This window comes from Caenispirillum bisanense, from assembly GCF_900230255.1.
In the GTDB taxonomy this organism is placed as follows: Bacteria; Pseudomonadota; Alphaproteobacteria; order Rhodospirillales; family Rhodospirillaceae; genus Caenispirillum; species Caenispirillum bisanense_A.
In genome coordinates this window covers 221,417-246,452 of the sequence record NZ_OCNJ01000004.1, presented here as the reverse complement: position 1 = coordinate 246,452, position 25,036 = coordinate 221,417, and the positions used below count along the sequence as shown (strand labels likewise).

23 protein-coding genes are annotated in these 25,036 nt (G+C 71.4%); 16 read left to right on the top strand and 7 right to left on the bottom strand.

What is annotated here, in order from left to right; translation table 11 throughout:
• Window positions 1-6 precede the first annotated feature (6 nt).
• The 4 genes from pgeF to rfaD are packed head-to-tail and all read right to left on the bottom strand — an operon-like array spanning window position 7 to window position 3,710.
• Complete coding sequence (pgeF, locus tag CRP50_RS10925; RefSeq protein ID WP_097279194.1) at window positions 7-774, bottom strand: peptidoglycan editing factor PgeF; 768 nt, start codon at window positions 772-774, stop codon at window positions 7-9.
• On the bottom strand, window positions 771-1,874 hold the full coding sequence (locus tag CRP50_RS10920; protein WP_097279193.1) for a class I SAM-dependent methyltransferase: 1,104 nt from the start codon (window positions 1,872-1,874) through the stop codon (window positions 771-773). Before CRP50_RS10920 ends, pgeF begins: the two co-directional genes overlap by 4 nt.
• On the bottom strand, window positions 1,871-2,701 hold the full coding sequence (lgt, locus tag CRP50_RS10915) for a prolipoprotein diacylglyceryl transferase (RefSeq protein WP_097279379.1): 831 nt from the start codon (window positions 2,699-2,701) through the stop codon (window positions 1,871-1,873). Before lgt ends, CRP50_RS10920 begins: the two co-directional genes overlap by 4 nt.
• 22 nt (window positions 2,702-2,723) lie before the next feature.
• Window positions 2,724-3,710 (bottom strand): ADP-glyceromanno-heptose 6-epimerase, encoded by a 987-nt coding sequence (rfaD, locus tag CRP50_RS10910; RefSeq protein ID WP_097279192.1) that lies wholly within the window; start codon window positions 3,708-3,710, stop codon window positions 2,724-2,726.
• 180 nt (window positions 3,711-3,890) lie between these two features.
• Here rfaD and CRP50_RS10905 point away from each other — a divergent pair, with 180 nt between their 5' ends.
• From CRP50_RS10905 to CRP50_RS10885, 5 genes are all read left to right on the top strand, one after another.
• A complete protein-coding gene (locus CRP50_RS10905; protein WP_097279191.1) occupies window positions 3,891-4,310 on the top strand; it encodes an accessory factor UbiK family protein in 420 nt (139 codons plus the stop codon).
• 305 nt (window positions 4,311-4,615) lie between these two features.
• On the top strand, window positions 4,616-5,113 hold the full coding sequence (locus CRP50_RS10900) for a YbjN domain-containing protein (protein WP_097279190.1): 498 nt from the start codon (window positions 4,616-4,618) through the stop codon (window positions 5,111-5,113).
• A gap of 160 nt (window positions 5,114-5,273) precedes the next feature.
• The gene (gene proC / locus CRP50_RS10895; RefSeq protein WP_097279189.1) at window positions 5,274-6,071 is read left to right on the top strand and encodes a pyrroline-5-carboxylate reductase; all 798 of its coding nucleotides are present in this window, start codon (window positions 5,274-5,276) and stop codon (window positions 6,069-6,071) included.
• A gap of 42 nt (window positions 6,072-6,113) precedes the next feature.
• Window positions 6,114-6,833 (top strand): hypothetical protein, encoded by a 720-nt coding sequence (locus CRP50_RS10890; protein WP_141415105.1) that lies wholly within the window; start codon window positions 6,114-6,116, stop codon window positions 6,831-6,833.
• 126 nt (window positions 6,834-6,959) lie between these two features.
• Window positions 6,960-7,415: a phasin family protein gene (locus CRP50_RS10885; protein ID WP_097279187.1), complete on the top strand. Its 456-nt coding sequence runs from the start codon at window positions 6,960-6,962 to the stop codon at window positions 7,413-7,415.
• Between the two features lie 96 nt (window positions 7,416-7,511).
• On the opposite strand, the gene CRP50_RS25780 is transcribed toward CRP50_RS10885, so the two are convergent.
• Together CRP50_RS25780 and cobT are read right to left on the bottom strand one after the other, a co-directional pair.
• Entirely contained in the window at window positions 7,512-8,189 is a 678-nt protein-coding gene (locus CRP50_RS25780) for a prepilin-type N-terminal cleavage/methylation domain-containing protein (protein ID WP_097279186.1), read from the bottom strand.
• 103 nt (window positions 8,190-8,292) lie between these two features.
• Window positions 8,293-9,342 (bottom strand): nicotinate-nucleotide--dimethylbenzimidazole phosphoribosyltransferase, encoded by a 1,050-nt coding sequence (gene cobT, locus CRP50_RS10875; protein WP_176525127.1) that lies wholly within the window; start codon window positions 9,340-9,342, stop codon window positions 8,293-8,295.
• Between the two features lie 77 nt (window positions 9,343-9,419).
• On the opposite strand from cobT, the gene cobS reads away from it, so the two are divergent.
• From cobS to CRP50_RS10830, 9 genes are all read left to right on the top strand, one after another.
• Window positions 9,420-10,196, top strand: coding sequence for an adenosylcobinamide-GDP ribazoletransferase (gene cobS / locus CRP50_RS10870; RefSeq protein ID WP_097279184.1), 777 nt, complete (start codon window positions 9,420-9,422; stop codon window positions 10,194-10,196).
• An 8-nt stretch (window positions 10,197-10,204) separates the two neighbouring features.
• Window positions 10,205-10,795 carry a histidine phosphatase family protein gene (locus CRP50_RS10865; RefSeq protein WP_097279183.1) on the top strand — a complete coding sequence of 197 codons (591 nt, stop codon included), beginning with the start codon at window positions 10,205-10,207 and terminating at the stop codon, window positions 10,793-10,795.
• Window positions 10,795-11,370 carry a bifunctional adenosylcobinamide kinase/adenosylcobinamide-phosphate guanylyltransferase gene (gene cobU / locus CRP50_RS10860; RefSeq protein ID WP_097279182.1) on the top strand — a complete coding sequence of 192 codons (576 nt, stop codon included), beginning with the start codon at window positions 10,795-10,797 and terminating at the stop codon, window positions 11,368-11,370. The genes CRP50_RS10865 and cobU overlap by 1 nt, the downstream gene beginning before the upstream one ends.
• Window positions 11,371-11,386: 16 nt before the next feature.
• The gene (gene cobW / locus CRP50_RS10855) at window positions 11,387-12,448 is read left to right on the top strand and encodes a cobalamin biosynthesis protein CobW (RefSeq protein ID WP_097279181.1); all 1,062 of its coding nucleotides are present in this window, start codon (window positions 11,387-11,389) and stop codon (window positions 12,446-12,448) included.
• Window positions 12,448-16,158: a cobaltochelatase subunit CobN gene (gene cobN, locus CRP50_RS10850; protein ID WP_097279180.1), complete on the top strand. Its 3,711-nt coding sequence runs from the start codon at window positions 12,448-12,450 to the stop codon at window positions 16,156-16,158. Before cobW ends, cobN begins: the two co-directional genes overlap by 1 nt.
• Window positions 16,155-16,772: a cob(I)yrinic acid a,c-diamide adenosyltransferase gene (cobO, locus tag CRP50_RS10845; protein ID WP_097279179.1), complete on the top strand. Its 618-nt coding sequence runs from the start codon at window positions 16,155-16,157 to the stop codon at window positions 16,770-16,772. The genes cobN and cobO overlap by 4 nt, the downstream gene beginning before the upstream one ends.
• 49 nt (window positions 16,773-16,821) lie before the next feature.
• The gene (locus CRP50_RS10840; protein ID WP_097279178.1) at window positions 16,822-17,805 is read left to right on the top strand and encodes a lipid-binding SYLF domain-containing protein; all 984 of its coding nucleotides are present in this window, start codon (window positions 16,822-16,824) and stop codon (window positions 17,803-17,805) included.
• Window positions 17,806-17,848: 43 nt separating this feature from the next.
• The gene (locus CRP50_RS10835; RefSeq protein ID WP_097279177.1) at window positions 17,849-19,291 is read left to right on the top strand and encodes a cobyric acid synthase; all 1,443 of its coding nucleotides are present in this window, start codon (window positions 17,849-17,851) and stop codon (window positions 19,289-19,291) included.
• A gap of 69 nt (window positions 19,292-19,360) precedes the next feature.
• Window positions 19,361-19,732 carry a DUF2237 family protein gene (locus tag CRP50_RS10830; RefSeq protein ID WP_097279176.1) on the top strand — a complete coding sequence of 124 codons (372 nt, stop codon included), beginning with the start codon at window positions 19,361-19,363 and terminating at the stop codon, window positions 19,730-19,732.
• A gap of 28 nt (window positions 19,733-19,760) precedes the next feature.
• Here CRP50_RS10830 and CRP50_RS10825 read toward each other — a convergent pair whose 3' ends face one another.
• Window positions 19,761-21,518, bottom strand: coding sequence for an HD family phosphohydrolase (locus tag CRP50_RS10825; protein ID WP_097279175.1), 1,758 nt, complete (start codon window positions 21,516-21,518; stop codon window positions 19,761-19,763).
• Window positions 21,519-21,765: 247 nt separating this feature from the next.
• Between CRP50_RS10825 and CRP50_RS10820 the strand changes: the two genes are divergently transcribed.
• A complete protein-coding gene (locus CRP50_RS10820) occupies window positions 21,766-23,274 on the top strand; it encodes a UbiD family decarboxylase (RefSeq protein WP_097279174.1) in 1,509 nt (502 codons plus the stop codon).
• A 239-nt stretch (window positions 23,275-23,513) separates the two neighbouring features.
• Window positions 23,514-24,869 (top strand): TldD/PmbA family protein, encoded by a 1,356-nt coding sequence (locus CRP50_RS10815; protein WP_097279173.1) that lies wholly within the window; start codon window positions 23,514-23,516, stop codon window positions 24,867-24,869.
• The last annotated feature ends 167 nt before the right edge of the window (window positions 24,870-25,036 follow it).

The window sequence follows — 25,036 nt, the reverse complement described above, 5'->3', positions numbered from 1 at the left end:
TTGCGATCAGCGCTCGATGGCGATGGCGGACAGCTGGCGGCCGTAGTCCTTCACGCCGCGCAGCGTGTTGCGGCGGTAGCTGAAGAACCGTCCCTCCTCGCGGAAGGTGTCGCACGGCGTCGGCATGACCATGGTGATGCCGATGAGGGCGAGGCGGCGCGCCACGTAGCCCGGCAGGTCGAAGCGGAAGTGCCCGTCGCGGCCCGACGGGCTGAAGTAGTGCTCGTTGTTGCCGTCGTCGTCGATGAAGGCCTGCGGGAACTCCGGCCCCACCTCGTAGGAGCGCTGGCCGATGCAGGGGCCGATGCCGGCGATGATGCGGTCGAGCGAGGCGCCCTGTTCGATCATCACGGCGACGGCGCGGTCGAGCACGCCCGACAGCGCCCCGCGCCAGCCGGCATGCACGGCGGCGACCACGCCGGCGGTGCCGTCGGCCATGAGCACCGGCGCGCAGTCGGCGGTCAGCACGCCGACCACGAGGCGCGGCACCGTGGTGACCAGCCCGTCGGCCACCGGCGGGTTCTCGTTGTCCCACGGCTTGTCGACCACGAGCACGGTGGTGGAATGTTCCTGCTTGGCGGTGACCAGCCCTTCCGGTGGCATCTCCATGCGCTCCATGGCGATCGCCCGGTTCTTGCGCACGTTCGCCGCGTCGTCGCCCGACCCGAACCCGCAGTTGAGACTCTCGAACGCGCCCGTCGAGACACCGTGGTTCCTGGTGAAATAGGCATGACGGACGTTGGACAGCGCGTTCAGCGCGGAGACGGTAATCATGCGGAGGTGGATCCCTCAAAGCCCGGAAGGGTCGGCAGCGCCGGATGAGCCAGCGCCAAGACCTTGAACAAGGTGCCCATTTCCGCGGGATCAATCAAGCGATGTAAGGCTTTATGTACGTCCTCCGCATGTTGCGGTGCAGCGTTGGCAGCGAGAACTTCCGCGCGCTGGTTGATGCCGAGCGCGGTCAGGAAGGCGCCCTGCGTCACCGGTCCCTGCACCCGCGCGCCGGCCGTCGCCGCGGCGTCGCCGAGGGCCTGGAAGTCGACGTGGGCGGTCAGGTCCACCTGCCCGACGTCGGCTAGCACGGGGTGGTAGGCGTGGCGCTTCAGCGCCTGCACGCTGTCGCCGGCGGCGGAGCGGACGTAGCCGTAGTCGAGCACCAGCCCGACGCCGCCCTGCCGCGCCAGCCGGGCCGCCAGCTCGCCGCCGATGGCGCGGCCGGCGGGGCAGAGCTCGACGATGCTGCCGGGCCGGCACGGGCCGACGGCGGCCGGCACCTCGGCATCGGGCACCGCCGGGCCGAGGGTGAAGGCGAAGGCGCCGTCGTCGTTGAGCGTCACGTGGCGCTCGTGCCAGGCGTCCGGCGTGCGCATCACCTGGCGCACCGGCAGGGCGTCGAAGAATTCGTTGGCGACGACGAGGAGCGGAACGTCGGCGGGCAGGTCGGCGACGTGGTCGTGCCACACCGGCGTGACGCCCTCCGGCGCCAGCGCCCGCTCCTGCAGGCGGCGGAGCGGCAGGCTGCGCTCCACCAGATGCACCGACAGCGCGGCGCGGAACGGCGGCAGCAGGCGGCTCGCCCGCAGCATGTCGCACATGAGAGTGCCGCGCCCCGGGCCGAGTTCCACCAGGGCGATGCGGGCCGGCTTGCCCATGAGCTGCCACGCCACCGCGCACCACAGGCCGAGGATCTCGCCGAACATCTGGCTGATCTCGGGGGCCGTGGTGAAGTCGCCGTCGCGGCCGAACACGTCGCCGCGCCCGTAATAGGCGGCGATGGCCTCGCCCATGAACTCCTCGAACGGCACGGAGCCGGCGGCGCGGATGCGGTCGCGCAGGACCGCGGCGATGTCGCTTTCGGTGCCGCCGCCGCTCATGCCGCCCGCCCGCCGCCGTTCGGCTCGGTGGAGCGGAACCGGCCGGAGGCGATCATCAGGGCCGCGCCCACCAGGATCATGGGCAGCGACAGCAGCTGACCCATGGTCATGCCGGCGGCGACGGTGCCGAGGAAGTCGTCGGGCTCGCGGAAGAATTCGACGATGAAGCGGCTGATGCCGTAGCCGGCCAGGAAGGCGCCGGCGATGAAGCCCTGGCGCTCGCGCAGGGCGGTCACGCGCCACAGCAGGTGCAGCACGACGAACAGCACGAGGCCTTCGAGCACCGCTTCATAGAGCTGGCTCGGGTGGCGCGGCACGTCGCCGCCGTGGGGGAACACGAAGGCCCACGGCACGTCGGGCGCCGGGCGGCCCCACAGCTCGCCGTTGATGAAGTTGGCGATGCGGCCGAAGAACAGGCCGATGGGCACCACGGCGCAGACCAGGTCACCCAGGCGCAGGAACGACAGTTTGCGCAGGCGCGAGAACAGGTAGATGGCGACGAGGACGCCGAGCACGCCGCCGTGGAAGGCCATGCCGCCCTGCCACACCTTCAGGATGTCGAGCGGATTCGCGAGGTAATAGGACGGCTTGTAGAACAGCACGTAGCCGAGCCGCCCGCCCAGCACCACGCCGAGCGTCGCCCACACCAGGAAGTCGTCGACCTGCACGTCGTTGGGGCCGCCGGGCGTGCGGCGGGCGAGGAAGCGCAGGTACCACCAGCCGCCCAGCAGCCCGGTCAGGTAGGCGAGGGCGTACCAGCGGATGGCGAGCGGGCCGAGCTCGATGGCGATCGGGTCGATGGCGGGGAAGGGCAGGGCGAAGGTCAGCAACGGTCGGGGCTCCTGCCGCTCACTGGTAGGGGTCGGCGGTGTCGAGGTAGCGCTGCACGTAGTCGGCGACGCCGTCCTCCAGCTCGGTGAAGGGCTTGTCGTAGCCGGCGGCACGCAGGCGGCTCATGTCCGCCTGGGTGAAGTACTGGTACTTGTCGCGCAGTTCCACCGGCATGTCCTTGAACCGCAGGTTCGGTGCCTTGCCGAGGGCGGTGTAGACCGCCGCGGCGAGGTCGGCGAAGGACCGCGCCTTGCCGGTGCCGACGTTGAACAGGCCGGAGACGGTCGGGGTGTCGAGCAGCCACATCATCACGTCGACAACGTCTTTCACGTAGACGAAGTCGCGCAGCTGGCCGCCGTCGGGGTAGCGCGGATTGTGGCTGCGGAACAGGTCGAAGTGCGCGTCCACCGCGGCCTTGGGATAGACCTGGCTGACGACGCTCGACTGCGGGCCCTTGTGGTATTCGTTGGGCCCGTAGACGTTGAAGAACTTGAGGCCCGCCCACTGCGGCGGCGCCTCGCGGTGCTCCAGCATGCGGCGCGAGATGCGGCGGTCGAACAGATGCTTGGACCAGCCGTAGGCGTTGAGCGGGCGCAGGGTCGCCAGATGCCCGGGCGCCATGTCGTCGACGAAGCCGGCCGCGCCGTCGCCGTAGGTGGCGGCCGAGGAGGCATAGATCAGCCGCACCCGGTTCACCGTGCACCACTTCCACAGGGCGATGGAGAGGTTGAAGTTGTTCTCCACGATCTTGTCGGCGTCGCGCTCGGTGGTGGCCGAGATGGCGCCCATGTGGAAGATCGCCTCGATGCGCGTGCGGTGGCCGTCGAGGAAGTCGAACAGGCGCTCGGGCGCCACGATGTCCGACAGTTCGCGCTTGGCGACGTTGCGCCACTTGCCGCCGTCGCGCAGCCGGTCCACCACCACCAGGTCGGAGCCGCCGCGCGCTTCCAGGGCGGCGAGGATGTTGGAGCCGATGAAGCCGGCGCCGCCGGTGACGACGTACATGCGCGAAAACTCCCGAAGATCCGCAGGCCGTCCGGTTATAGGCCCGCCCCGGCGCCACCGCAAGGCGTGGGCGGCGCGTTGTGCGGTTGCAAGGCGTTGTGCGGCAACCCATACTCCGCTTCAGGATTCGCCGGATGCAGGCCCCCACGCCGCCCGGCCAGAGCAGAAGGCAGCCCGATCATGCAGACCCAGAACCGCCTGTTCGACGATCTCGCCCGCGTGGCCGGCGGCGCCCTCGGCGCGCTCACCGGCGTGCGCGACGAGATCGAGGGCATCATCCGCTATCGGCTGGAGCGCGTGCTCGCCGAGATGGACCTGGTGACGCGCGAGGAATTCGAGGCCGTGCGCGCCATGGCCGCCGAGGCGCGGGCCGAGAACGAGCGCCTGGCCGCCCGCCTCGCCGAGCTGGAAGACGCCCAGAAGCGCAAGCCCGCCACCCGCCCGTCGACCTCGGCGTCGTCGGTCAACGCCACCCGCCGGCTGAAGGCGCATCGCAACTCGGCGGCGCCCAAGGCGGCCAAGCCGAAGACCGTGACCGCCGAGACGCCGGCGCCGGAAGGCGGCCCCGAAGGCGGCGAAGGTTCCGACAAGCCCGAGTGAGGCGACCACCCGTCCAGTCGGCCCCGCCGCAAGTGAACGGCGGGGCCGTTTCTTTTCCAGTTGCGCGGAAGCGTCGGCAAGTCGTTTACCTACAATGAATTTTCGATGACCGGGCGGGCGAGGGCGGAATGCCTCGTTTTGCGGGCGCAACAGAGTGCTTGCACGCTTATGCGTCGTCTGGCAGGCTATTTCTTGTGGCCAGGGGGTGGCCGAACAACAAGATTTGTCCACAGGCGTCACCCGACCCGGCCGCCATCCTCGCGGAGAGGCCCGTCCTTTCCGCACTGCGCCAGGGAGGTGACCGCATGTATTCGGCCCCGCTCGACGCCGCGTCGACTGACGCCAACCCCATCGATCTCGTCGAAACCATCGCCCTGACCAAGGACTGGGCCGTCGATCGCCGCACCGAACTGGAGGCGGCGATGGAAGTGCCCGGGCACTGGTGCGACTACACCCTCTTCTTCGCCTGGTCGCAGGACCTGGAAAGCCTGCACTTCACCTGCGCCTTCGACCTGAAGGTGCCGAAGAACCGCCGCGCCGACATCTACGAACTGCTGTCGCTGCTGAACGAGCGCCTGTGGCTCGGCCACTTCGCCCTGTGGCACGACGACGGCGTGCCGCTGTTCCGCCACACCGCCATGCTGCGCCACGGCCTCGACGAGGACACGCTCGAGGAAATGATGGATCACGCCGTCGCCGAGTGCGAGCGCTTCTATCCTGCCTTCCAGTTCTGCCTGTGGGGCGGCAAGAACGCCCAGGACGCCATCGCGGCGGCCATGCTGGATACCGTCGGCGAGGCCTGACTCCCGCCTCGCCGGCCATCGGACCCGGGCGGCGGTGCTCCCCAAGGCTGCCGCCCGGGTCGGTTTTCCCCGGCGATCGGGCAACCCGGGCTTGTAAGAGCGGCCGGTCCTGGCGTTACATGCGGGAATCGAAATCCCTGCGTCGCGAGGAGACGGCCCCATGAGTCTTTCCATCCTTCTGGTCGGCTGCGGCAAGATGGGCGGCGCCATGCTGTCCGGCTGGCTCGACAGGTCGCTGCGGGCGGAAGACGTGGTGGTGGTCGAGCCGGGCGGCGCCGAGCTGCCGGTGAAGGTGGTGGCCGCCGCCGACGGCATCCCCGAAGGGTTCCGCCCCGACGTGGTGGTGCTGGCGGTGAAGCCGCAGGTGATGGACGACGTGCTGCCGGCCTATGCCCGCTTCGCCGCGGCCGGTGCGGTGTTCCTCTCCATCGCCGCCGGGCGCACGCTCGCCAGCTTCGAGCGGCTTCTGGGCGCGGATGCGGCCATCGTGCGCGCCATGCCGAACACGCCGGCGGCGGTCGGGCGCGGCATCACCGTGTGCTGCCCCAACGACGCCGTCGGCCCCGCCATGCGTGACCAGTGCACCATGCTGCTGGAAGCGGTGGGGCAGGTCGCCTGGGTGGAGGACGAAGGCCAGATGGACGCCGTCACCGCCGTTTCCGGCTCCGGCCCCGCCTATGTCTTCCTGCTCGCCGAGACCCTGGCCCGCGCCGGCGAGGCGGCCGGCCTGCCGGCCAGCCTGGCGGCCCAGCTGGCGCGCGCCACCGTGTGCGGCGCCGGCGAGCTCATGCACCGCTGCGGCGACGACGAGCCGGCGCAGCTGCGCAAGAACGTCACCAGCCCCAACGGCACCACCGCCGCGGCGCTCGACGTGCTCATGGCCGACGACGGTCTGGCGGCGCTGATGGAACGGGCGGTGGCCGCCGCCGCCCGCCGGTCGAAGGAACTCGCGTCCTAGGCCGGGAGTTTCCTATCGCAGCAGAGGATGGAGGAGGAGCGCATGCCCGAAGCCGAAACCGAAAGCCTGCCCGACCGCATCGGCGCCGCCGTCCTGACGGTGGCCGAGCGCAGCGGCTGGGCGCGCGTCACGCCGGCCGAGGTGGCGCTGGCGGCGGACCTGGACGTGCACGAGGTGCTGCGCTCCCACCCCGGCCACGAGGCGCTGGTGGACGAGGCCTTCCGCTACACCGACCGCCTGGCGCTCGCCGGCCGCACCGAGGCCGACCCGTCGGAGCCCGTGCGCGACCGCCTGTTCGACGTGCTGATGGCGCGCTTCGAGGCCATGAAGCCGTTCCGCGACGCCATCGCCTCCTACCTGCGCGGCCTGCCGCTGCGGCCGGTGGACGGCCTTTATTCGGCACTGCGGCTCGGCCGCTCCATGGCGGTGACGCTGGAGGCGGCGGGGGTGTCGGCCTCGGGCCTCGGCGGTTACGTCCGCATCAAGGGGCTCGCCTATACCTATCTGTGGGTGCTGCGCACCTTCGTGCAGGACGACACGCCCGACCTCGCCCGTACCATGGCGGCCCTCGACAAGGCGCTGAAGACGGTCGACGACCTCTGCGGCATGGTGCCCGGCTTCGGCCGCGGCGGCCGGGTCAAGGGCGCCGAGGCGTCCGATGCCGGAGACGGCGACGGAGTCGCCTCCGCTCCCGCGACGGCGACCCCGGCGCGCACCACGCGCCCCGGTGACGAGCCCGAAATGCCGCCCGACGACGATTGAAACGACTCTGGCTCGCAAGTGCAGGACGCACATTGTGCGCCGCAGCATATTTCAGCTTGACTTGTGCAGTTGCGAAACATACCGTCACCCAGCGAGTTTTTAACCCCATCTGCCGGGAGGTGACTCATGGCTGCCAAGACCGAGATGCCGTTCGACTTCGATGTGACCAAGTACATGTCCGAGCTGAAGGTGCCCGGCGTCGATGTCGACGCCCTGGTCGCCACCCAGCAGAAGAACCTGGAAGCCATGACCGCCGCCAACCGTCTGGCGTTCGAGGGCATGCAGGCCATCCTGAAGCGCCAGGCCGAGCTGATCCGCCAGGCCGTCGAGGAAGCCGCCGCCGCCGCCTCCGGCATCGCCGGCGCCTCCACGCCGACCGACAAGATGCTCAAGCAGACCGAGCTGACCAAGGAAGCCTTCGAGCGCGCCGTCTCCAACGGCCGCGAAGTGGCCGAGATGATGGCGAAGTCGAACACCGAAGTGGCCGACCTGCTCAACAAGCGCTTCACCGAAGTGCTGGACGAGCTGAAGGGCGTCGTCGCCCAGGCCGCCAAGGCCGCTCCCGGCACCGCCAAGAAGTAAGCGCCCCGGCGCTGCACCGAGTCGCGGCCCCGGCCGCGGACGGACGACGGCCGCTCCCGACAGGGGGCGGCCGTTTTGCATTCGGAGTGTCGGTGGTCAGCGCGTCACCAGCAGGCAGACCGTCCCTTCCGCGTCGATGAAGCCGTAGGCGACGGCCGACACGGGGCCGCTCGTGCCGAAGTTCTCGGCGGCGACGGCGTCGGTGGCGCGGACCCGCCCGGTGGTGGCGTCGCCGTCGTCGGCGCGGGCATCGATCCAGGCGCCGGCGGCACCCGGCACGGCGCGCAGGCAGACGGCGGTGTCTTCCTGGCTGGTCGCGCCGTAGTCGGTGTCGAAGCCGAGGATGGTGCCGCCCTCGAACGAGACCGTCCCGCCGAAGGCGTGCAGGTGCGGGTCGGTGGTGATGGTGGACGCGCCCTCGGCGAGCGGCAGAAGCCCCGCCTGCCGCATCCGCACGGTGGCCTTGCGCGACCGCAGCGCGCTGTTGCTGATGCCGGTCGGCCCGAACAGGTCGGCGGTGTCGTCGCGCACGTTCTTGCCGTACCGCTCGCGGAACGCCAGCACGGCGGTGGCCGCCGCTTCCAGTTCCTGCACGGCCCGCGTCGCCTTGGTCGAGGCGATGAGGTCGCGGCCCTTGACCACGCCGCCGACCAGGACGCCGATGATCACCAGCACGATCGACATCTCCACGAGCGTGAACCCGGCATCGGCCCGGCGGGACTTCCGGGCCGGGGAGGCGGGTTCGGCTGGTCGTGCAATGGCAAAGCGGCGCATGGCCCGGGCCTTGCTGTTCCCTTCGGTTCGGCGGAGCGCCGCGGTTCCCGACGCGGCCGCATGGCACCCCGATTCGCCGTGCGGAACAAGTATCCCATACGGGCTATGCGGTCGTGGTACCCGCCTCGCGCCCTTCGTCTCCCGCCGCCACGCCCGCCTCGGCGAAGGTCGCCATGCCGGCGTGGCAGGCGGCGGCGGCTTTCAGCACGCTCACCGCCAGCACCGCGCCCGAGCCCTCGCCGAGCCGCAGGCCGAGGTCGAGCAGGGCCTGCTTGCCCAGGCGCTCCACCATGCGGCGGTGGCCCGGTTCGGCGCTGGCGTGGGCGACGACGCAGTGGTCGAGGGCGCCGGGCACCGTCGCTTCCAGGCAGGCGGCGGCGGCGGTGCAGATGTAGCCGTCGAGCACCACCGGCACCCGCGCCAGCCGCGCCCCCGCCACCGCGCCGGCGATGGCGGCCAGTTCGCGCCCGCCGAGGCGGCGCAGCACCTCGACGCCGTCCGGCCGGTCGGCGCCGTGCAGGGCGACGCCCTGCGCCACCACCTCGGCCTTGCGGGCGAGCGCCGAACCGGCGACGCCGGTGCCGGGGCCGGTCCATTCCGCCGCGGCGCCGCCGTAGAGCGCCAGGCCGATGGCGGCGGCGCTGGTGGTGTTGGCGATGCCCATTTCCCCCAGGCACAGGGCATCGAGGCCCGCTTCCGCCGCCGCGAGGCCGGCGTTGAGGGCGGCGACGAGGTCGTCTTCCGTCAGGGCGGGGGCCTGGGTGAAGTCGGCCGTCGGGCGGTCGAGGGCGAGGGCGGTGACCGTCAGCTCGGCACCGACCGTGCGGCACAGCTGGTTCACGGCGGCACCGCCATGGCGGAAGTTCTCCACCATCTGCGCCGTCACCGCCGCCGGGAAGGCCGAGACGCCGAGCGCGGCGACGCCGTGGTTGCCGGCGAAGACGGCGCAGCGCACCCGCTCCACCACCGGCGGGTGGCGGCCCTGCCAGGCGGCGAGCCAGGCCGCGAGATCCTCCAGCCGCCCCAGGCTGCCCGGCGGCTTGGTCAGCTGCGGCTCGCGCGCCGCGGCGGCGGCGGCAGCAGCGCCGTCGGCGGCCGGCAGGCGGGAGAGGAGATCGCGGAACTCGGCCACGGAGCGCACGGTCGGGGACATGCCACTTGCACCTTCGCTTGGGGAGTGGAAAGGTTCGGCCCGATCCATACCGCGCCGCCGCAGGGAAATCACCCACCATGGATAAATCCGGCCGCCTGGCGGAGGTTCACCTCGCCTTCGTCTTCCTGACGCGCCTGCCGTTGCCGCGCCTGTCCGAGGCGGCTGCGGCGACGCCGCTCGGCCGCGCCGCCTGGGCCTTTCCCCTGGTGGGGGCGGTGGTCGGGCTGGTGTCGGCCATCGCCCTGCACCTCGCCCACCTGCTCGACCTGCCCGATGCCGCCGCCGTGCTGGTGGCGTTGGCGGCGGGCCTGTGGGTGACGGGCGCGCTGCACGAGGACGGCCTCGCCGACGTCGCCGACGGCTTCGGTGGCGGCGCCGACAAGGAGCGCAAGCTCGCCATCATGCGCGACAGCCGCATCGGCTCCTACGGCGTGCTGGCGCTGATCTTGGCTATCGGCCTGCGGTGGTCGGCGGTGCTGGCGGTGCTGCAGACGGCGGGGGTGGAGGCGGCCTCGGCGGCGCTCGTCGTCGCCGGCGCCCTGTCGCGCGCCGCCATCCCGCTCGGCATGGTCCTGCTGGAGCCGGCCCGCGCCGACGGCCTGGGTGCGGCGGCAGGGCGGGCGGCGGCCCCGGCGGTCGCGGCCGGCGTCGGGCTCGCCGCGGCGGCGGCCTGGGCGGTGCTGCCGGGCTCGGCCCTGGCGCCGCTGTTCGCCGTGGTGCTCATGGCGGTGCTGGCGGTCGCCGGACTGGCGCGCCGTCACATCGGCGGCTATACCGGCGACGTGCTGGGAACGGTCGAGCAGGCCGCGGCCACCACGGCGCTGCTGGCGCTCGCCGCCATCGCGGGGGACTGACGCGGACCATGGAAAGCGGCCTGACGCGCTGGTGGTGGATCCGGCATGCGCCGGTGGCAGCGGAGGCCGGCATCATCGTCGGCGCCCTCGACCTCCCGTGCCGGGCGCCCGATCCGGCGCGGCTGGCGGCCCTGTCGCGTGTGCTGCCGGCCGATGCGGTCGTCGTGACCAGCGGTCTCGTCCGCTGCACGGCCACGGCCGCCGCCCTCGGGCTCGCCGGCCCGGCCGAGCCGGCGCTGGCGGAGCAGCATTTCGGCGCCTGGCAGGGCCGAGCCTGGACCGATCTGCCGGCCGCCGAAACCGCCGGCTTCTGGCCGGACCCCGCCGGCACCAGGCCGCCCGGCGGCGAGAGCTTCGCCGATCAGGTGGCGCGGGTGAAGGAGGCCGTCGGGCGACTCACCGCCGCCCACGACGGCCGCGACATCGTGGCCGTCGCCCATGCCGGAACCATAAGAGCGGCCCTCGTTCTCGCCCTCGGGCTGGAGGACAGGCCCGCGGCTGCGCTATCCTTCGCCGTCGATCCGCTGTCGCTGACGCGCATCGACCTCATGGCCGGCGGCGCCGCCGTCCGCACCGTCAACTGGAGCCCGGAGCCCTGATGCCGCTGCCCCCCGTGGTCCCCCCCGCTCCGGCCGACTTCTCGCCGCTGCCGCCCGTGACGCTGGTGCTCGGCGGTGCCCGCTCGGGCAAGAGCCGGCTGGCCGAGGCCATGGTGCGGGCCTCCGGCGCAGCGCGCGCGACCTACGTCGCCACCGCCCAGGCGTGGGACGACGAGATGGCCGAGCGCATCAGCGTCCACCGCGAGCGCCGCGACGCCTTCTGGCGCACGGTGGAAGAGCCGCTGGACCTCGCCGGCCTGCTGCCGCGCGTGCCGCCCGGCGAGCCGGTGCTGGTGGACTGCCTGACCCTGTGGCTGACCAACCAGATGCTGAGCGCCCCCGACATCGACCCGGAATACGCCATCGACGCCCTGATCGGGGCGCTCGGCCGCACCTTCGCGCCCCTCGTGCTGGTGAGCAACGAGGTCGGGCTCGGCATCGTGCCCGACACGCCGCTCGGCCGGTCGTTCCGGGATCTTGCCGGGCGGCTCAATCAGATGGTGAGCGAGGCGGCCGACCGCGTTATCTTCACGGCGGCCGGAGTGCCTCTCATTCTCAAGAACGTCGAAGCATAAGGACCGCCAGACCCCCATGAGCGTCGCCCGCAAGATTCCCGCCACCGTCGTCACCGGCTTCCTCGGCGCCGGCAAGACCACCCTGATCCGCCACCTGATGGAGCAGGCGAACGGCCGGCGCATCGCGCTCGTCATCAACGAGTTCGGCGACCTCGGCATGGACCGCGAGATCCTGACGGGCTGCGGCGTACAGGGCTGCGACGGCGAGGAGACCAACATCGTCGAGCTGGCCAACGGCTGCATCTGCTGCACGGTCGCCGACGAGTTCCTGCCGACCATGGAAAAGCTGGTGATGGGCGCCAACCCGCCCGACGCCATCGTCATAGAGACCTCGGGCCTCGCCCTGCCGAAGCCCCTGGTGAAGGCCTTCCAGTGGCCGGAGATCCGCTCGCGCGTCACCGTCGACGGCGTGGTTACGGTGGTCGACGCCCATGCGGTGGCCGGCGGCCGCTTCGCCGACGATCCCGATGCCGTGCAGGCGCAGCGCGAGGCCGATGCCGCGCTCGACCACGACAACCCGCTGGAAGAGGTGTTCGAGGATCAGCTGGCCTGCGCCGACATGGTCATCCTCAACAAGGCCGACTTGCTGGACGAAGCCGGCATGGACGTGCTGGAGCAGGACCTGCGCGCCCGCCTGCGCCCCGGCGTGAAGCTGGTGCCGGCCGCCTTCGGCAAGGTGGAGCCGGCGGTGCTGCTCGGCCTCGACGCCGCCGCCGAGGACGATCTCGACGTCCGCCCGAGCCACCACGACACTGAGGACGACCACGATCACGACGACTTCGACAGCTTCGTGGTGGAGTTCGGCCCGGTCGACGACCTGGACGCCTTCGAGGCTCGCCTGCACGCCGCCATCGCCGGCCACGACATCCTGCGCGTCAAGGGGTTCCTCGACGTGCCGGGGAAGGCGGCGCGCCACCTGGTGCAGGCCGTCGGCCCGCGCATCGACCGCTGGTACGACCGCCCCTGGAAGCCCGAGGAGCACCGCCGCAGCCACCTGGTGGTGATCGGCCTGCACGGGCTCGACGAGGCCGCCGTCGCCGAGGCCATCCGCAGCGGACTGACGGCGCCGGCCGCCTGATGCATCTGCTCGCCGCCACACCGGGAGGCATCGACGACGGGTCGGAGGCCGTCGACCTCGGCCAGACGCCGGGCGACGTGGTCGTGCTGTCCGCCGCCGACAGCGAACTCGCCTGCCTGAGCGCCTCCCGCGCCGCCCTGGGCGACGCGGTGCCGTCGTTGCGGCTGGCGAGCCTGCTGCACCTCGGCCACAACATGAGCGTCGACCTCTACGTCGAGGCCGTGGTGGCGCAGGCCAAGCTGGTGGTGGTGCGGCTGCTGGGCGGGCGCGGCTACTGGCCCTATGGCGTCGACGAGGTGGCGACGGTCTGCCGACGCAAGGGCATCCTGCTCGTGCTGCTGCCGGGCGACGACAAGCCGGACGCCGAGCTGCGCGACCTGTCGACCGTGCCGGCGGCGGCCTATGACCGCCTGTGGGGCTATCTGATCCACGGCGGCACCGGCAATGCCGGGCACTTCCTGCGCTACGCCGCCACCCTGCTCGGGCGGGATCTGGAGTGGCTGGAACCGGCGCCGCTGCCGCCCGCCGGCGTTCTCATGCGCGGTGCATGGGTGGAAGGCGCGCCGGTGGCGGCGGTGGTGTTCTACCGCGCCCTGGTGCAGGCGGCCAACACGGGCGTGGTGGAGGCGCTGTGCGCGGCGCTGCGGGCGGAGGGCGTCAATGCGCTGCCGCTGTTCGTCACCAGCCTCAAGGACCCGCTGGCGGCCGGGGTGGTGGAAAGCGTGCTGGCGGAAACGCCGCCCGACGTCATCCTCAACGCCACCGGCTTCGCCGTCGCCGCCCCCGGCAAGCCCACCGACACCCCCTTCGCCGCCGCCGATTGCCCGGTGCTGCAGGTGGTGTTCTCGGGCGGCGCGGAAGCGGCGTGGCGCGACGGTACGCGCGGCCTGTCGGCCCGCGACATCGCCATGAACGTCGCCCTGCCGGAGGTCGACGGCCGGGTGCTCGCCCGCGCCGTCAGCTTCAAGGGCCGCGCCCGCCGCGACGAGGCGACGCAATGCGACATCGTCGCCTACGAGCCGGTGGCCGACCGCGTCGCCTTCGTCGCCGCGCTCGCCGCCCGCTGGGCCCGCCTGCGCCGCACGCCGGCCGCGGAGCGTAGGGTGGCGCTGGTGCTCGCCAACTATCCCAACCGCGATGGCCGCCTCGGCAACGGTGTCGGGCTCGACACGCCGGCCGGCACGGTGGAAGTGCTGAAGGCCCTGCGCGCGGCCGGCTACGGCGTCTCCGCCATTCCGGCCGACGGTGATGCCCTGGTCCGCACGCTCCAGGAGGGGCCGACCAACGACCTCACCGCCCGCGCCGCCCGCACCGTGCGCGCCGTGCTGCCGCTGGCCGTGTACGAGGGCGCCTTCGCCCGCCTGCCCGAAGCGGTGCGCCGGCAGGTGATGGAGCGCTGGGGCGCGCCCGCAGACGATCCGCATTTCCGCGCCGACCGCGGCGGTTTCGCGCTGTCGGTGCTGCCGCTTGGGAACGTGGTCGTCGGCATCCAGCCGGCGCGCGGCTACAACATCGACCCGGTGCAGAGCTACCACGACCCGGCCCTGGTGCCGCCGCACGGCTACTTCGCCTTCTACGTCTGGCTGCGCGAGATATGCGGCGTGCATGCGGTGGTCCACATGGGCAAGCACGGCAACCTGGAATGGCTGCCCGGCAAGGCCCTGGCGCTGTCGGAGGACTGCTTCCCGGAAGCCGTGTTCGGCCCGCTGCCGCACCTCTACCCCTTCATCGTCAACGACCCCGGCGAGGGCACACAGGCCAAGCGCCGCGCCCAGGCCGTCATCATCGATCACCTGACGCCGCCGCTCACCCGCGCCGAGAGCTACGGGCCGCTCAAGGACCTGGAAGCCCTGGTGGACGAGTATTTCGAGGCGGCGGGCGTCGACCCGCGCCGGCTGAAGGTGCTGCGCGCCGACATCCTCGGCCTCGCCCGCACGCTCGGGCTGGACGAAGACCTCGGCATCGCCGCCAACGACGACGCCGATACGGCGCTCGCCAAGCTCGACGCCCACCTGTGCGAGCTGAAGGAACTGCAGATCCGCGACGGCCTGCACGTCTTCGGCGTCTCCCCCGCCGGCGACCAGCGCACCGACCTGCTGGTGGCGCTGGCCCGCGTGCCGCCGGCGGGGCAGGAGGGGCTGGCGCTGACGCGGGCGCTGGCGAAGGATCTGGCGCTCGGGGCCGGCTTCGACCCGCTCGACTGCGACATGGCGGCACCGTGGGGCGGCCCGCGGCCGCCGGCGCTCGCCGCCGTCGCCGACGACCCCTGGCGCACCGCCGGTGATACGGTGGAGCGGCTGGAACTGCTCGCCCGCGCCCTGGTGGCCGGCAGCACCGCCGCCGACCCCGCCTGGACCGCCGCCGCCGCCGCGCTCGGTCATGTGCGCGATACCCTCGCCCCGGCCATCGACGCCTGCGGCGCGGCGGAACTCGGCGGGCTGCTGATCGGGCTCGCCGGCCGCTTCGTCGCCCCCGGCCCCTCCGGCGCGCCGACGCGCGGACGGCCGGACGTGCTGCCGACCGGGCGCAACTTCTATTCCGTCGACACCCGCACCGTCCCGACGCCCGCCGCCTGGAGCCTGGGGTGGAAATCGGCCAGCCTGCTGCTGGAACGCCACTGGCAGGACCACGGCGAGTACCCGTCCACCATCGCCGTCACCGCCTGGGGCACCTCCAACATGCGCACCGGCGGCGACGACATCGCGCAGGGGCTGGCGCTCATGGGCGTCAAGCCGACGTGGGACGCCGCCTCGCGCCGGGTGACGGGGTTCGAGGTGCTGCCGGCGTCGGTGCTCGGGCGGCCACGGGTGGACGTGACCTTGCGCATCTCCGGCTTCTTCCGCGATGCCTTCCCCGGCCTCGTCGACCTGTTCGACAGCGCCGCCCGCGCCGTGGCGGCCCTGGAGGAAAGCGCCGACGACAACCCGCTCGCCGCCCGCGTGCGGACGGAGACGGAGCGCCTCGCCGCCGACGGCCTCGACCCGGCCGCCGCCGCCCGCCGCGCTGGCGCGCGGGTGTTCGGGTCGAAGCCAGGGGCCTACGGCGCCGGCCTGCAGGCGTTGATCGACGAGAAGGGCTGGACCACCGACGCCGACCTCGCCGAGGCCTACGTCGCCTGGGGCGGCTATGCCTACGGCGCGGGGGCGGAGGGCGAGGCCGCCCACGGCACCTTCCGCGAGCGCCTGTCCAAGGTGCAGGCGGTGGTGCAGAACCAGGACAACCGCGAGCACGACCTGCTCGATTCCGACGACTACTACCAGTTCGAAGGCGGCATGACGGCGGCCGTGCGGGTGCTGTCCGGCGCCCAGCCGGCGACCTATCACCCCGACCATTCGCGCCCGGAAAGCCCCCGCATCCGCACGCTGGGGGAAGAAATCGCCCGCATCGTCCGCGGCCGGGCGGCGAACCCCAAGTGGATCGCCGGCGTCATGCGTCATGGCTACAAGGGCGCGTTCGAGATGGCGGCCACCGTTGACTACCTGTTCGCCTTCGCGGCGACGGCGAAATGCGTGTCCGATCACCATCTTGACGCCATATTCGAGGCCTATCTCGGGGACGATGCGGTGCGCCGCTTCCTCGCCGAGCACAACCCGGCGGCCCTGCGCGAAATGGCCGACCGGTTCGACGAGGCGCTGGCGCGCGGCCTGTGGCGGTCCCGCCGCAACGACGTGGCCCGCGTGCTCGCCGGCATCAGGGAGGAACCCGCATGACCACCGAAGCACCCGAAGACCTCAACGAGCGCCACAAGCAGAAGATGGCCAAGAAGAAGGCCATCCGCGACAAGATCATGGCGGAGAAGACGGCCGCGCGCGGCATCGTCATCGTCAACACCGGCGCCGGCAAGGGCAAGTCGACGGCCGCCTTCGGCATGGCGCTGCGCTGCGTCGGCCATGGCATGAAAGTCGGCGTGGTGCAGTTCATCAAGGGCGCCATGGACACCGCCGAGCGCGAGGTACTGGCCCGCTTCGACGATCTGGTCGACTTCAAGGCCATGGGCGAGGGCTTCACCTGGGAAACCCAGGACCGCGAGCGCGACATCGCCGCCGCCCGCCGCGCCTTCGAGGTCGCCAAGGCGTGGCTCGCCGATCCCGAGTACGGCATGGTGATCCTCGACGAGATGAACGTCGTGTTGCGCTACGGCTACCTGCCGGTGGAGGAGGTGCTGGAGGCCGTGCGCGCCCGCCCGGCCCACCAGCACGCCGTGCTCACTGGCCGCAACGCCCCCGAGGAACTGATCGAGGCGGCCGACCTGGTCACCGAGATGAAGCTCGTGAAACACCCCTTCCGCGCCGGCATCAAGGCCCAGGCCGGCGTCGAGTTCTGACCGACCCTCACCCCGTTTCCCCTCAACCGCTCCCGGCGGAGGCAACTACATGATCGTGCGCGCCCTCTCCTTCTCCCTCGCCCTGGCGCTCGGCGCCGTGGTGACGGTGGCGCCCTGTGCGCCGGTGCTGGCGCAGAGCGTCCAGCAGGACCTGGCCGACGCCCGCGTCGTGCTGAACCAGTCCATTGCGACCGTCTACAACGTGCGCGGTGACGAGAACTTCCAGAAGAACTTCGACCGCTACCTGCGGCGCGCCAAGGGCGTGCTCATCGTGCCGAGCTTCCTGAAGGGCGGCTTCATCATCGGCGGGTCCTACGGCAACGGCCTGCTGATGACCCGCGACCGCGACGGCAACTTCTCGGCACCGGCCTTCTACACCATGGGCGGCGGCTCGCTCGGGCTGCAGATCGGCGGCCAGTCGGCGCAGATGATCTTCATGATCATGACCGACCGCGGCCTCACCGCCCTCATGAACGACGAGTTCAAGCTGGGGGCCGGCGTCGGCGTCACCTTCATCACCGAAGGGGCGAACCTGGAAGCGGCGACCACCACCAACCTGTCCAACGACATCCTGGCCTTCGCCCGCGCCAAGGGCGCCTATGGCGGTGCCGCCATCGAAGGGGCGGTCATCAAGCCGCGCCACGACTGGAACCAGGCCTTCTACGGCCGCGGCGCCACGCCCAAGGCCATCGTGCTCGACCGCCGCTACCCCAACCCCGAGGCCGAGGCCCTGTGGCAGGCCCTGACGGTGCGCGACATGGATTACAGCCAGTCGCCCTATCAGGCGCAGCCGGGCGCCGGCGCCGCCGGTCAGCCGCAGCCGCTGACGGGCCAGGCGCAGCAGCAGCCGGCCGGCGATCCGCAGTCGGGCATCATCGGCGCCCGCCCCGTCCAGCCGGGCGAAACGGCGCCGGTGGAAGGCATGGCGCCCGAACCCATGACCGGCGGCAGCCCGCAGGCGACCGGCGCGCCGACGCCGCTCACCCCCGGCGGGGTGCAGGGCGAGACGCTCGCCCCGCCGCCGTCGCAGTAAGGCCGGCGCGGCCGTGAGCGGGGGGACGCGCACGCCGGCCCTGATGTTCCAGGGCACCGGGTCGGACGTCGGCAAGAGCCTGCTGGTGGCGGGCTTCTGCCGGCTGTTCACCCGCCGCGGCCTGCGGGTGCGCCCCTTCAAGCCGCAGAACATGAGTAACAATGCCGCCGTCACCCCCGACGGCGGCGAGATCGGCCGCGCCCAAGCCCTGCAGGCGCGCGCCTGCGGCATCGCCACCAGCCGCCACATGAACCCGGTGCTGCTGAAGCCGCAGACCGACGTCGGCGCCCAGGTGGTGGTGCAGGGCACCGTGCTCGCCAATGCCGGGGCGCGCGACTACTTCCGCCTCAAGCCGTCGCTGCTGCCCAAGGTGCTGGAAAGCTACGCCGCGCTCGCCGCCGAGGCCGACCTGGTGCTGGTGGAAGGGGCGGGCAGCGCGGCGGAGGTCAACCTGCGTGCCGCCGACATCGCCAACATGGGCTTCGCCGAGGCCGCCGACCTGCCGGTGGTGCTGGTGGGCGACATCGACCGCGGCGGCGTGCTGGCGCAGATCGTCGGCACCCACGCCCTGCTGCCGGCGGCCGAACGGGCGCGGGTGGTGGGCTACCTCGTCAACAAGTTCCGCGGCGACCCCAGCCTCTTCACCCCGGCGCTCGACATCATCGGCGGGCATACGGGGTGGCCGTCGCTCGGGGTGCTGCCGTGGTTCGCCCGCGCCGCCGACCTGCCGGCCGAGGACGCCATGGCGCTCGACCAGCGGCGGGACGGCCCGGCGGGCGGCGAAGGGCGGGTGAAGGTGGCCGTGCTGCGCCTGTCGCGCATCGCCAACTTCGACGACTTCGATCCGCTGGCCGCCGAACCCGAGGTGGCGCTGACCTGGGTGCAGCCGGGGCGGGCCATCCCCGGCGACGCCGACGTGGTGATCCTGCCCGGCTCCAAGGCGACGCTGGCCGACCTCGCCTTCCTGCGCGCGCAAGGCTGGGACGTCGACCTCGCCGCCCACCTGCGCCGCGGCGGCCGGGTGATCGGCATCTGCGCCGGCTATCAGATGCTCGGGCGCGTGGTGCGCGACCCGGAGGGCATCGAGGGACCGCCCGGCGAGGCGGCGGGACTCGGGCTGCTCGACGTGGAAACGGTCATGCGCGGCCCCAAAACCCTGCGCGAGGCGGCGGGGACCGAGGTCGGCTCCGGCCTCGCGGTGGCGGGCTACGAGATGCACATGGGCAAGACCGCCGGCCCCGACCGCGACCGCCCATGGCTGCACCTCGGCGACGGACCGGACGGCGCCGTTTCCGCCGACGGGCGGGTGCGCGGCTGCTACCTGCACGGCCTGTTCGCCGCCGACGCCTTTCGCCGCGCCGTGCTGGGGCTCGACGGCGCGCCGGTCGCCTACGAGGCGGGCGTGGACGCCGCCCTCGACGCGCTGGCCGACCACCTGGAGGCGCATGCCGACCTGCCGGCCCTCGAACGGGCGGCAGGCCTTTAGGCGAGTCGGGTTGACGCGCCCCGCCGCAACCGCCACCTCAGGGGCGATTGTGCGCGAGAGGAGGACGGCATGTCGGACCAGTTGAATGTCTTCGGTGACCCCATCGAGCCCTGCAGCGGCAACCCGCGCACGGGGTTCTACCGCACCGGCTGCTGCGAGACGGGGCCGGAGGATCTGGGCCTGCACCTGATCTGCGCCGTCATGACCGCCGAGTTCCTCGACTTCAGCAAGCGCACCGGCAACGACCTGTCGACCCCGCGCCCCGAGTTCGGCTTTCCCGGCCTGAAGCCCGGCGACCGCTGGTGCCTGTGCGCCGGCCGCTGGCGCGAAGCCTACGACGCCGGCATGGCGCCGCGCGTGGTGCTGAAGAGCACCCACGAGGAGACGCTGGCCGTCATCCCCATGGACGTGTTGCAGCAGTACGCGCTGGACCCGACCTGACCGGCCGTCGGGCGGCGGCCCGAGTCGCCTACTCCGCCGCGTCCTTGCGGGTCAGGTACTGGCCGATGTCGACGTCGTCGATCTGGTCTTCGCGCAGGCATTCCTCGGCGTAGCGGCGGTAGACGCCCGACGTCAGGAACAGCTCGAACAGCTCGCCGTCGATGTGGCGGTCCTTGCGCATGAAGTTGAGGATCTTGATGCACTCCGACAGCTTCTTCGGCGTCTTGTAGGGCCGGTCGGCGGCGGTCAGGGCCTCGAAGATGTCGGCGATGCCCATGATGCGCTCCGACACCCCCATCTCCTCGCCCTTCAGGCCGCGCGGGTAGCCGGTGCCGTCGATCTTTTCGTGGTGGTTGCCGGCGATGTCGGGCACGCGCTTCAGGTGCTTGGGGAAGGGCAGCTTCTTCAGCATTTCCTGGGTCACGACGATGTGGTCGTTGATGACCTTGCGTTCCTCGTCGGTCAGGGTGCCGCGGCCGATGCACAGGTTGTAGACCTCGCCGCGGTCGTAGACGCCGACCTTGTGGTCGGGGCGGTCCTCCAGCAGGGGCTCGACGGCCGGCGGCGGCGCCGGCGGGGCGGCGGCGAGGCGCTGCGCTTCCTCCCACGACAGGCCGAGGCTGCGGTCGAAGTGGCGCACGAAGGTGCGGCCGGCGATCTCCTTCACCCGCGCCTTGCGATCGTCCGACATGAACTCGCCGCCGATGTTGCACTCGGCGATGAAGCGCCAGTCCGAATCGAGGGCGGCGCAGGTGGCCTCGAAGTCGGCGCGCAGGGCGGCCTCGTCGCCGCCTTGGGCGATGCCCTTCCACAGGGCGATCTCGGCGTCGCGGCGCAGCACCTCGAATCGGGTGCGCACCTCGTGGATGCGGTCGTAGATGGTTTCGAGCTTGGTGGCCTTGTCGACCACGTATTCCGGAGTCGTCACCTTGCCGCAGTCGTGCAGCCAGGCGCCGAGGTACAGCTCGTACTTCTCGTCGTCGTCCAGGTCGTAGTCGGCGAAGGGGCCGGCCTGCTCGGCGCAGGCGGCGTCGGCCAGCATGATGGCGAGCTTGGGTACGCGCGCGCAGTGGCCGCCGGTATAGGGCGACTTGGAGTCGATGGCCTCCGCGATCACCTTGATGACGCTGTCGAGCAGTCGCTTCTGCGCCGCCATCAGCTGCTGATTGTCGATGGCGACGGCGGCCTGGCTGGCCAGAGCCTCCACCAGCGGCTGCACTTCGGACGAGAAGTGGACCACCGTGCCGTCGGGCTCGCGCGCGTTGATGAGCTGCAGCACGCCGATGACGAGGCCGGAGTAGTTCTTCAGCGGGATGGTGAGGAAGGACTTGGAGCGGTAGCCGGTGCCGGCGTCGAACTTCTTGGTGCCGGAAAAGTCGAAGCCTTCCGCCTCGTAGGCGTCGACGATGTTGATGGAGGTGCCGGTCAGGGCGACGTGGGTCGCCACGTTGTTGTGGTTCGGCTGGCCGGTTTCCGGGTTGAACAGCGGCAGCGGCGGGAAGGGGATGACGACGCCCGTGGTGCCGCCCATGGCGGTGTTGAGCGTGTCGTTGCGCAGGATGGTGAACTTCAGCTTCTCGTCGTCGGTACGCAGGTAGAGCGTGCCGCCGTCGGCGTTGGTCAGCTCCTTGGCTTCCAGCAGGATGCGTTCCATCAGGCGGTCGTGGTTGCGTTCCGCCGACAGCGCGATGCCGAGCTCGATGAGCTTCTCGAGCCGCTGGTTGCGGCGCCCGTCCTCCGCCGAAGCGGCCGGCGTCGTCAGGCCGAGCGTCGTGTCCACTGCCATACCCCGACTCCTTCCGGCAGAGGCCCCCACAGCCCACCTGCCGCTCCCCATGATGATACCTGCCGCCGATCCGGGCGTCCCACCACTGCGTACTCTACCATAGTCATAGGTGGTAGATAGCCCCCGCCGCGTTTTTCTTCCGCATCGCACCATGCCGGAGCCGGTCCTTTGCGGCGGCTTTGCCGCTTGACGCGCCGGGCGGCATCCGCTGTGGTGTGCCAAGGCTTTGAAGGACCACGATAGACCCATGCCCTTTGCCTCGTTGCGCGACTTCATGGACCGCCTGGAGCGGGAGGGCCGCCTGGTGCGCGTCCGCACGCCGGTGTCCACCGTCCTCGAAATGACCGAGATCCAGACCCGCCTGCTGGCCGACAAGGGGCCGGCGGTGCTGTTCGAGGACGTGCGGCGGGAGGACGGCACGCCGCACGAGATGCCGGTGCTGGTCAACCTGTTCGGCACGGTGGAGCGCGTCGCCTGGGGCATGGACCGCACGCCCGAGCAGCTGCGCGAGGTGGGCGAGACGCTCGCCTTCCTCAAGCAGCCGGAACCGCCCGGCGGCTGGCGTGAGGCGCTGGAGCTGATGCCGCTTCTGAAGACCGTCATGGCCATGAAGCCGAAGACGGTGGGTTCCGCCCCCTGCCAGGAAGTGGTGCTGACGGGCGACGACGTGGACCTGTCGCGCATTCCCGTGCAGACCTGCTGGCCGGGCGAGCCGGCGCCGCTCATCACCTGGCCGCTGGTGGTGACGCAGGGGCCGTCGGGCAAGCGCGAGGACGCCTTCAACCTCGGCATCTACCGCATGCAGGTGACGGGCAAGAACACCACCCTCATGCGCTGGCTGAAGCATCGCGGCGGCGCCCAGCACTACGCCCGCTGGGCCAAGGAGAAGAAGCAGCCGCTGCCGGCCGCCGTGGTCATCGGCGCCGATCCCGGCGTGATCCTCGCGGCGGTGACGCCGGTGCCGGACACCCTGTCGGAATACCAGTTCGCCGGCCTGCTGCGCGGCCGCAAGGTGGAGCTGGTGGACTGCAAGACTGTGCCGCTCAAGGTGCCGGCGACGGCCGAGATCGTGCTGGAAGGCCACGTCATGCTCGACGAGTTCGGCGACGAGGGGCCCTACGGCGACCACACCGGCTATTACAACAGTGTCGAGCCCTTCCCGGTGTTCCGGGTGTCGGCCATCACCATGCGGCGCAAGCCCATCTACCTGTCCACCTTCACCGGCCGCCCGCCCGACGAGCCGAGCGTGCTGGGCGAGGCGCTGAACGAGGTGTTCATCCCGCTGCTGGTGCAGCAGTTCCCGGAAATCGTTGACTTCTGGCTGCCGCCCGAGGGCTGTTCCTACCGCATCGTCGTGGTCAGCATGAAGAAGGCCTACCCCGGCCACGCCAAGCGCGTGATGATGGGCGTGTGGTCGTTCCTGCGGCAGTTCATGTACACCAAGTTCGTCATCGTGGTGGACGACGACATCGACTGCCGCGACTGGAAGGACGTCATGTGGGCCATCTCGACCCGCATGGACCCGGCGCGCGACATCACGGTGGTGGAGGGGACGCCCATCGACTACCTGGACTTCGCTTCGCCGGAAAGCGGCCTCGGCGGCAAGATCGGGCTCGACGCCACCAACAAGTGGCCGCCCGAGACCAAGCGCGAATGGGGCGAGAAGATCCGCATGACGGACGAGGTGATCGACACCGTCAGCCGCAAATGGGACAGCTACGGCCTGCCCGGCAGCGGCAAGCCCATCTGGAAGTGAGGGTCTGGCGCGACCTATATGGAAGGCCGTGCAAGCCGCAACGCCTACCTACGGCGCGACCGCGCCGCGAGGCCCCTGCCGCGGAAGCCAAGCGGGCCGCGAGACCCGCGCCCGGCGCTTGAGGGGCCGAAAAGAGTAACCTACGGCGCGACCGCGCCGCGCGGCCCCTGCCGCGGAAGCCAAGCGGGTCGCGAGACCCGCGCCCGGCGCCTGAGGGGCAAACACAAGAAGGAGTAACCATGAGCAAGGCCCTGGTGGATACCGACGCGCTCTCCCTGCTCGACGATCTGGTGCGCAAGGCCAAGACGGCCGGGGCCGACGCGGCCGATGCGGTGATGGTCGACGCCCGCTCGCTGTCGGTCGGTTACCGCCTCGGCGAGCTGGAGCACCTGGAGCGCAGCGAGGGCCAGGACATCGGCCTGCGGGTGTTCGTCGGCAAGCGGTCGGCCATCGTGTCGTCGGCCGACGCCAAGCCGGCGGCGCTGGACGAGCTGGTGGAACGCGCCGTCGCCATGGCCCGCCTGGTGCCGGAGGACGAGTTCTCGGGTCTCGCCGATCCCAACCAGCTGGCGACCGACCTGCCGGAGCTGGACTGCTTCGACCCGACCGAACTGTCGGCCGAGCAGATGATCGAGATGGTCCGCCAGGCCGAAGACGTCGCCCGCCAGAACCCCAAGGTGGTCAACAGCGAAGGCGCCCAGGCCGGTTGGGGCCAGTCGTCGGTGGCGGTGGTCGGCTCCAACGGCATGACCCTCGCCTATCGCGGCTCCAACGTGTCGCTGTCCTGCGTGGTGCTGGCGGCCGGGCCGGACGGCGGCATGGAACGCGACTACGAGTACGACACCACCAACTACGTCGCCGCCCTGCGCGCGCCGGAGGAGATCGGCCGGCTGGCGGCGGAACGGGCGGTGCGCCGGACCGGCGGCCGCCGCATGAAGTCGCAGCGCGTGCCGGTGATCTTCGACCCGCGCGTCGCCCGCGGCATGATCGGTCACGTGCTGGGCGCCATCAACGGCGCCTCCATCGCCCGCGGCACCTCGTTCCTGAAGGACAAGATGGACCAGCAGGTGATGAGCGAGGGCATCACCATCGTCGAGGACCCGCACCGCCCGCGCGGCCTGCGCTCCAAGCCCTGCGATGCCGAGGGCCTGCCCAACCGCCGTCGCAACCTGGTGGACGCCGGCGTGCTGACCACCTGGCTGCTCGACCTGCGCTCCGCCCGCCAGCTCGGCCTGCAGAGCACGGGGCACGCCAGCCGCGGCACCTCGTCGCCGCCGTCGCCCTCGGCCACCAACGTGTGGATCGAGCCGGGCACCCTGTCGCCGGCCGAGCTGATGGCCGACATCGCCGACGGCGTCTACGTCACCGACCTGTTCGGCAGCGGCGTCAACGGCGTCACCGGCGACTACAGCCGCGGCTTCGCCGGGTTCCGCATCGAGAACGGCCAGTGCACCACGCCGCTCAACGAGATGACCATCGCCGGCAACCTCAAGGACATGTTCCGTACCCTGACGCCGGCCAACGACCTGGAGATCCGCTTCGGCATGGACGCGCCGACCCTGCGCCTGGACGGCGTGACGGTGGCCGGGCAGTAGACCCGCCGTCCTGCGATCGTGCATCGGTACCGCCGAAGGGGCGGCCTCGCGAGGGGCCGCCCCTCGTCTTTGCGTGGCCGGCGCAGGCGGTGATCGTTCGGCTTAGGCTTTAATCCATACAGATTAAGTAAAGGCAAAGGGAACGAGAAGACTTACCACAAAGGAAG

Bases quoted from the DNA above. Each gene is read 5' to 3' on its own strand.
- pgeF (WP_097279194.1), bottom strand. From the start codon at position 774: ATGATTACCGTCTCCGCGCTGAACGCGCTGTCCAACGTCCGTCATGCC.
- CRP50_RS10920 (WP_097279193.1), bottom strand. From the start codon at position 1,874: ATGAGCGGCGGCGGCACCGAAAGCGACATCGCCGCGGTCCTGCGCGAC.
- rfaD (WP_097279192.1), bottom strand. From the start codon at position 3,710: ATGTACGTCGTCACCGGCGGCGCCGGCTTCATCGGCTCCAACATCCTC.
- CRP50_RS10905 (WP_097279191.1), top strand. From the start codon at position 3,891: ATGCAGACCCAGAACCGCCTGTTCGACGATCTCGCCCGCGTGGCCGGC.
- CRP50_RS10900 (WP_097279190.1), top strand. From the start codon at position 4,616: ATGTATTCGGCCCCGCTCGACGCCGCGTCGACTGACGCCAACCCCATC.
- proC (WP_097279189.1), top strand. From the start codon at position 5,274: ATGAGTCTTTCCATCCTTCTGGTCGGCTGCGGCAAGATGGGCGGCGCC.
- CRP50_RS10890 (WP_141415105.1), top strand. From the start codon at position 6,114: ATGCCCGAAGCCGAAACCGAAAGCCTGCCCGACCGCATCGGCGCCGCC.
- CRP50_RS10885 (WP_097279187.1), top strand. From the start codon at position 6,960: ATGGCTGCCAAGACCGAGATGCCGTTCGACTTCGATGTGACCAAGTAC.
- CRP50_RS25780 (WP_097279186.1), bottom strand. From the start codon at position 8,189: ATGCGCCGCTTTGCCATTGCACGACCAGCCGAACCCGCCTCCCCGGCC.
- cobT (WP_176525127.1), bottom strand. From the start codon at position 9,342: ATGTCCCCGACCGTGCGCTCCGTGGCCGAGTTCCGCGATCTCCTCTCC.
- cobS (WP_097279184.1), top strand. From the start codon at position 9,420: ATGGATAAATCCGGCCGCCTGGCGGAGGTTCACCTCGCCTTCGTCTTC.
- CRP50_RS10865 (WP_097279183.1), top strand. From the start codon at position 10,205: ATGGAAAGCGGCCTGACGCGCTGGTGGTGGATCCGGCATGCGCCGGTG.
- cobU (WP_097279182.1), top strand. From the start codon at position 10,795: ATGCCGCTGCCCCCCGTGGTCCCCCCCGCTCCGGCCGACTTCTCGCCG.
- cobW (WP_097279181.1), top strand. From the start codon at position 11,387: ATGAGCGTCGCCCGCAAGATTCCCGCCACCGTCGTCACCGGCTTCCTC.
- cobN (WP_097279180.1), top strand. From the start codon at position 12,448: ATGCATCTGCTCGCCGCCACACCGGGAGGCATCGACGACGGGTCGGAG.
- cobO (WP_097279179.1), top strand. From the start codon at position 16,155: ATGACCACCGAAGCACCCGAAGACCTCAACGAGCGCCACAAGCAGAAG.
- CRP50_RS10840 (WP_097279178.1), top strand. From the start codon at position 16,822: ATGATCGTGCGCGCCCTCTCCTTCTCCCTCGCCCTGGCGCTCGGCGCC.
- CRP50_RS10835 (WP_097279177.1), top strand. From the start codon at position 17,849: ATGTTCCAGGGCACCGGGTCGGACGTCGGCAAGAGCCTGCTGGTGGCG.
- CRP50_RS10830 (WP_097279176.1), top strand. From the start codon at position 19,361: ATGTCGGACCAGTTGAATGTCTTCGGTGACCCCATCGAGCCCTGCAGC.
- CRP50_RS10825 (WP_097279175.1), bottom strand. From the start codon at position 21,518: ATGGCAGTGGACACGACGCTCGGCCTGACGACGCCGGCCGCTTCGGCG.
- CRP50_RS10820 (WP_097279174.1), top strand. From the start codon at position 21,766: ATGCCCTTTGCCTCGTTGCGCGACTTCATGGACCGCCTGGAGCGGGAG.
- CRP50_RS10815 (WP_097279173.1), top strand. From the start codon at position 23,514: ATGAGCAAGGCCCTGGTGGATACCGACGCGCTCTCCCTGCTCGACGAT.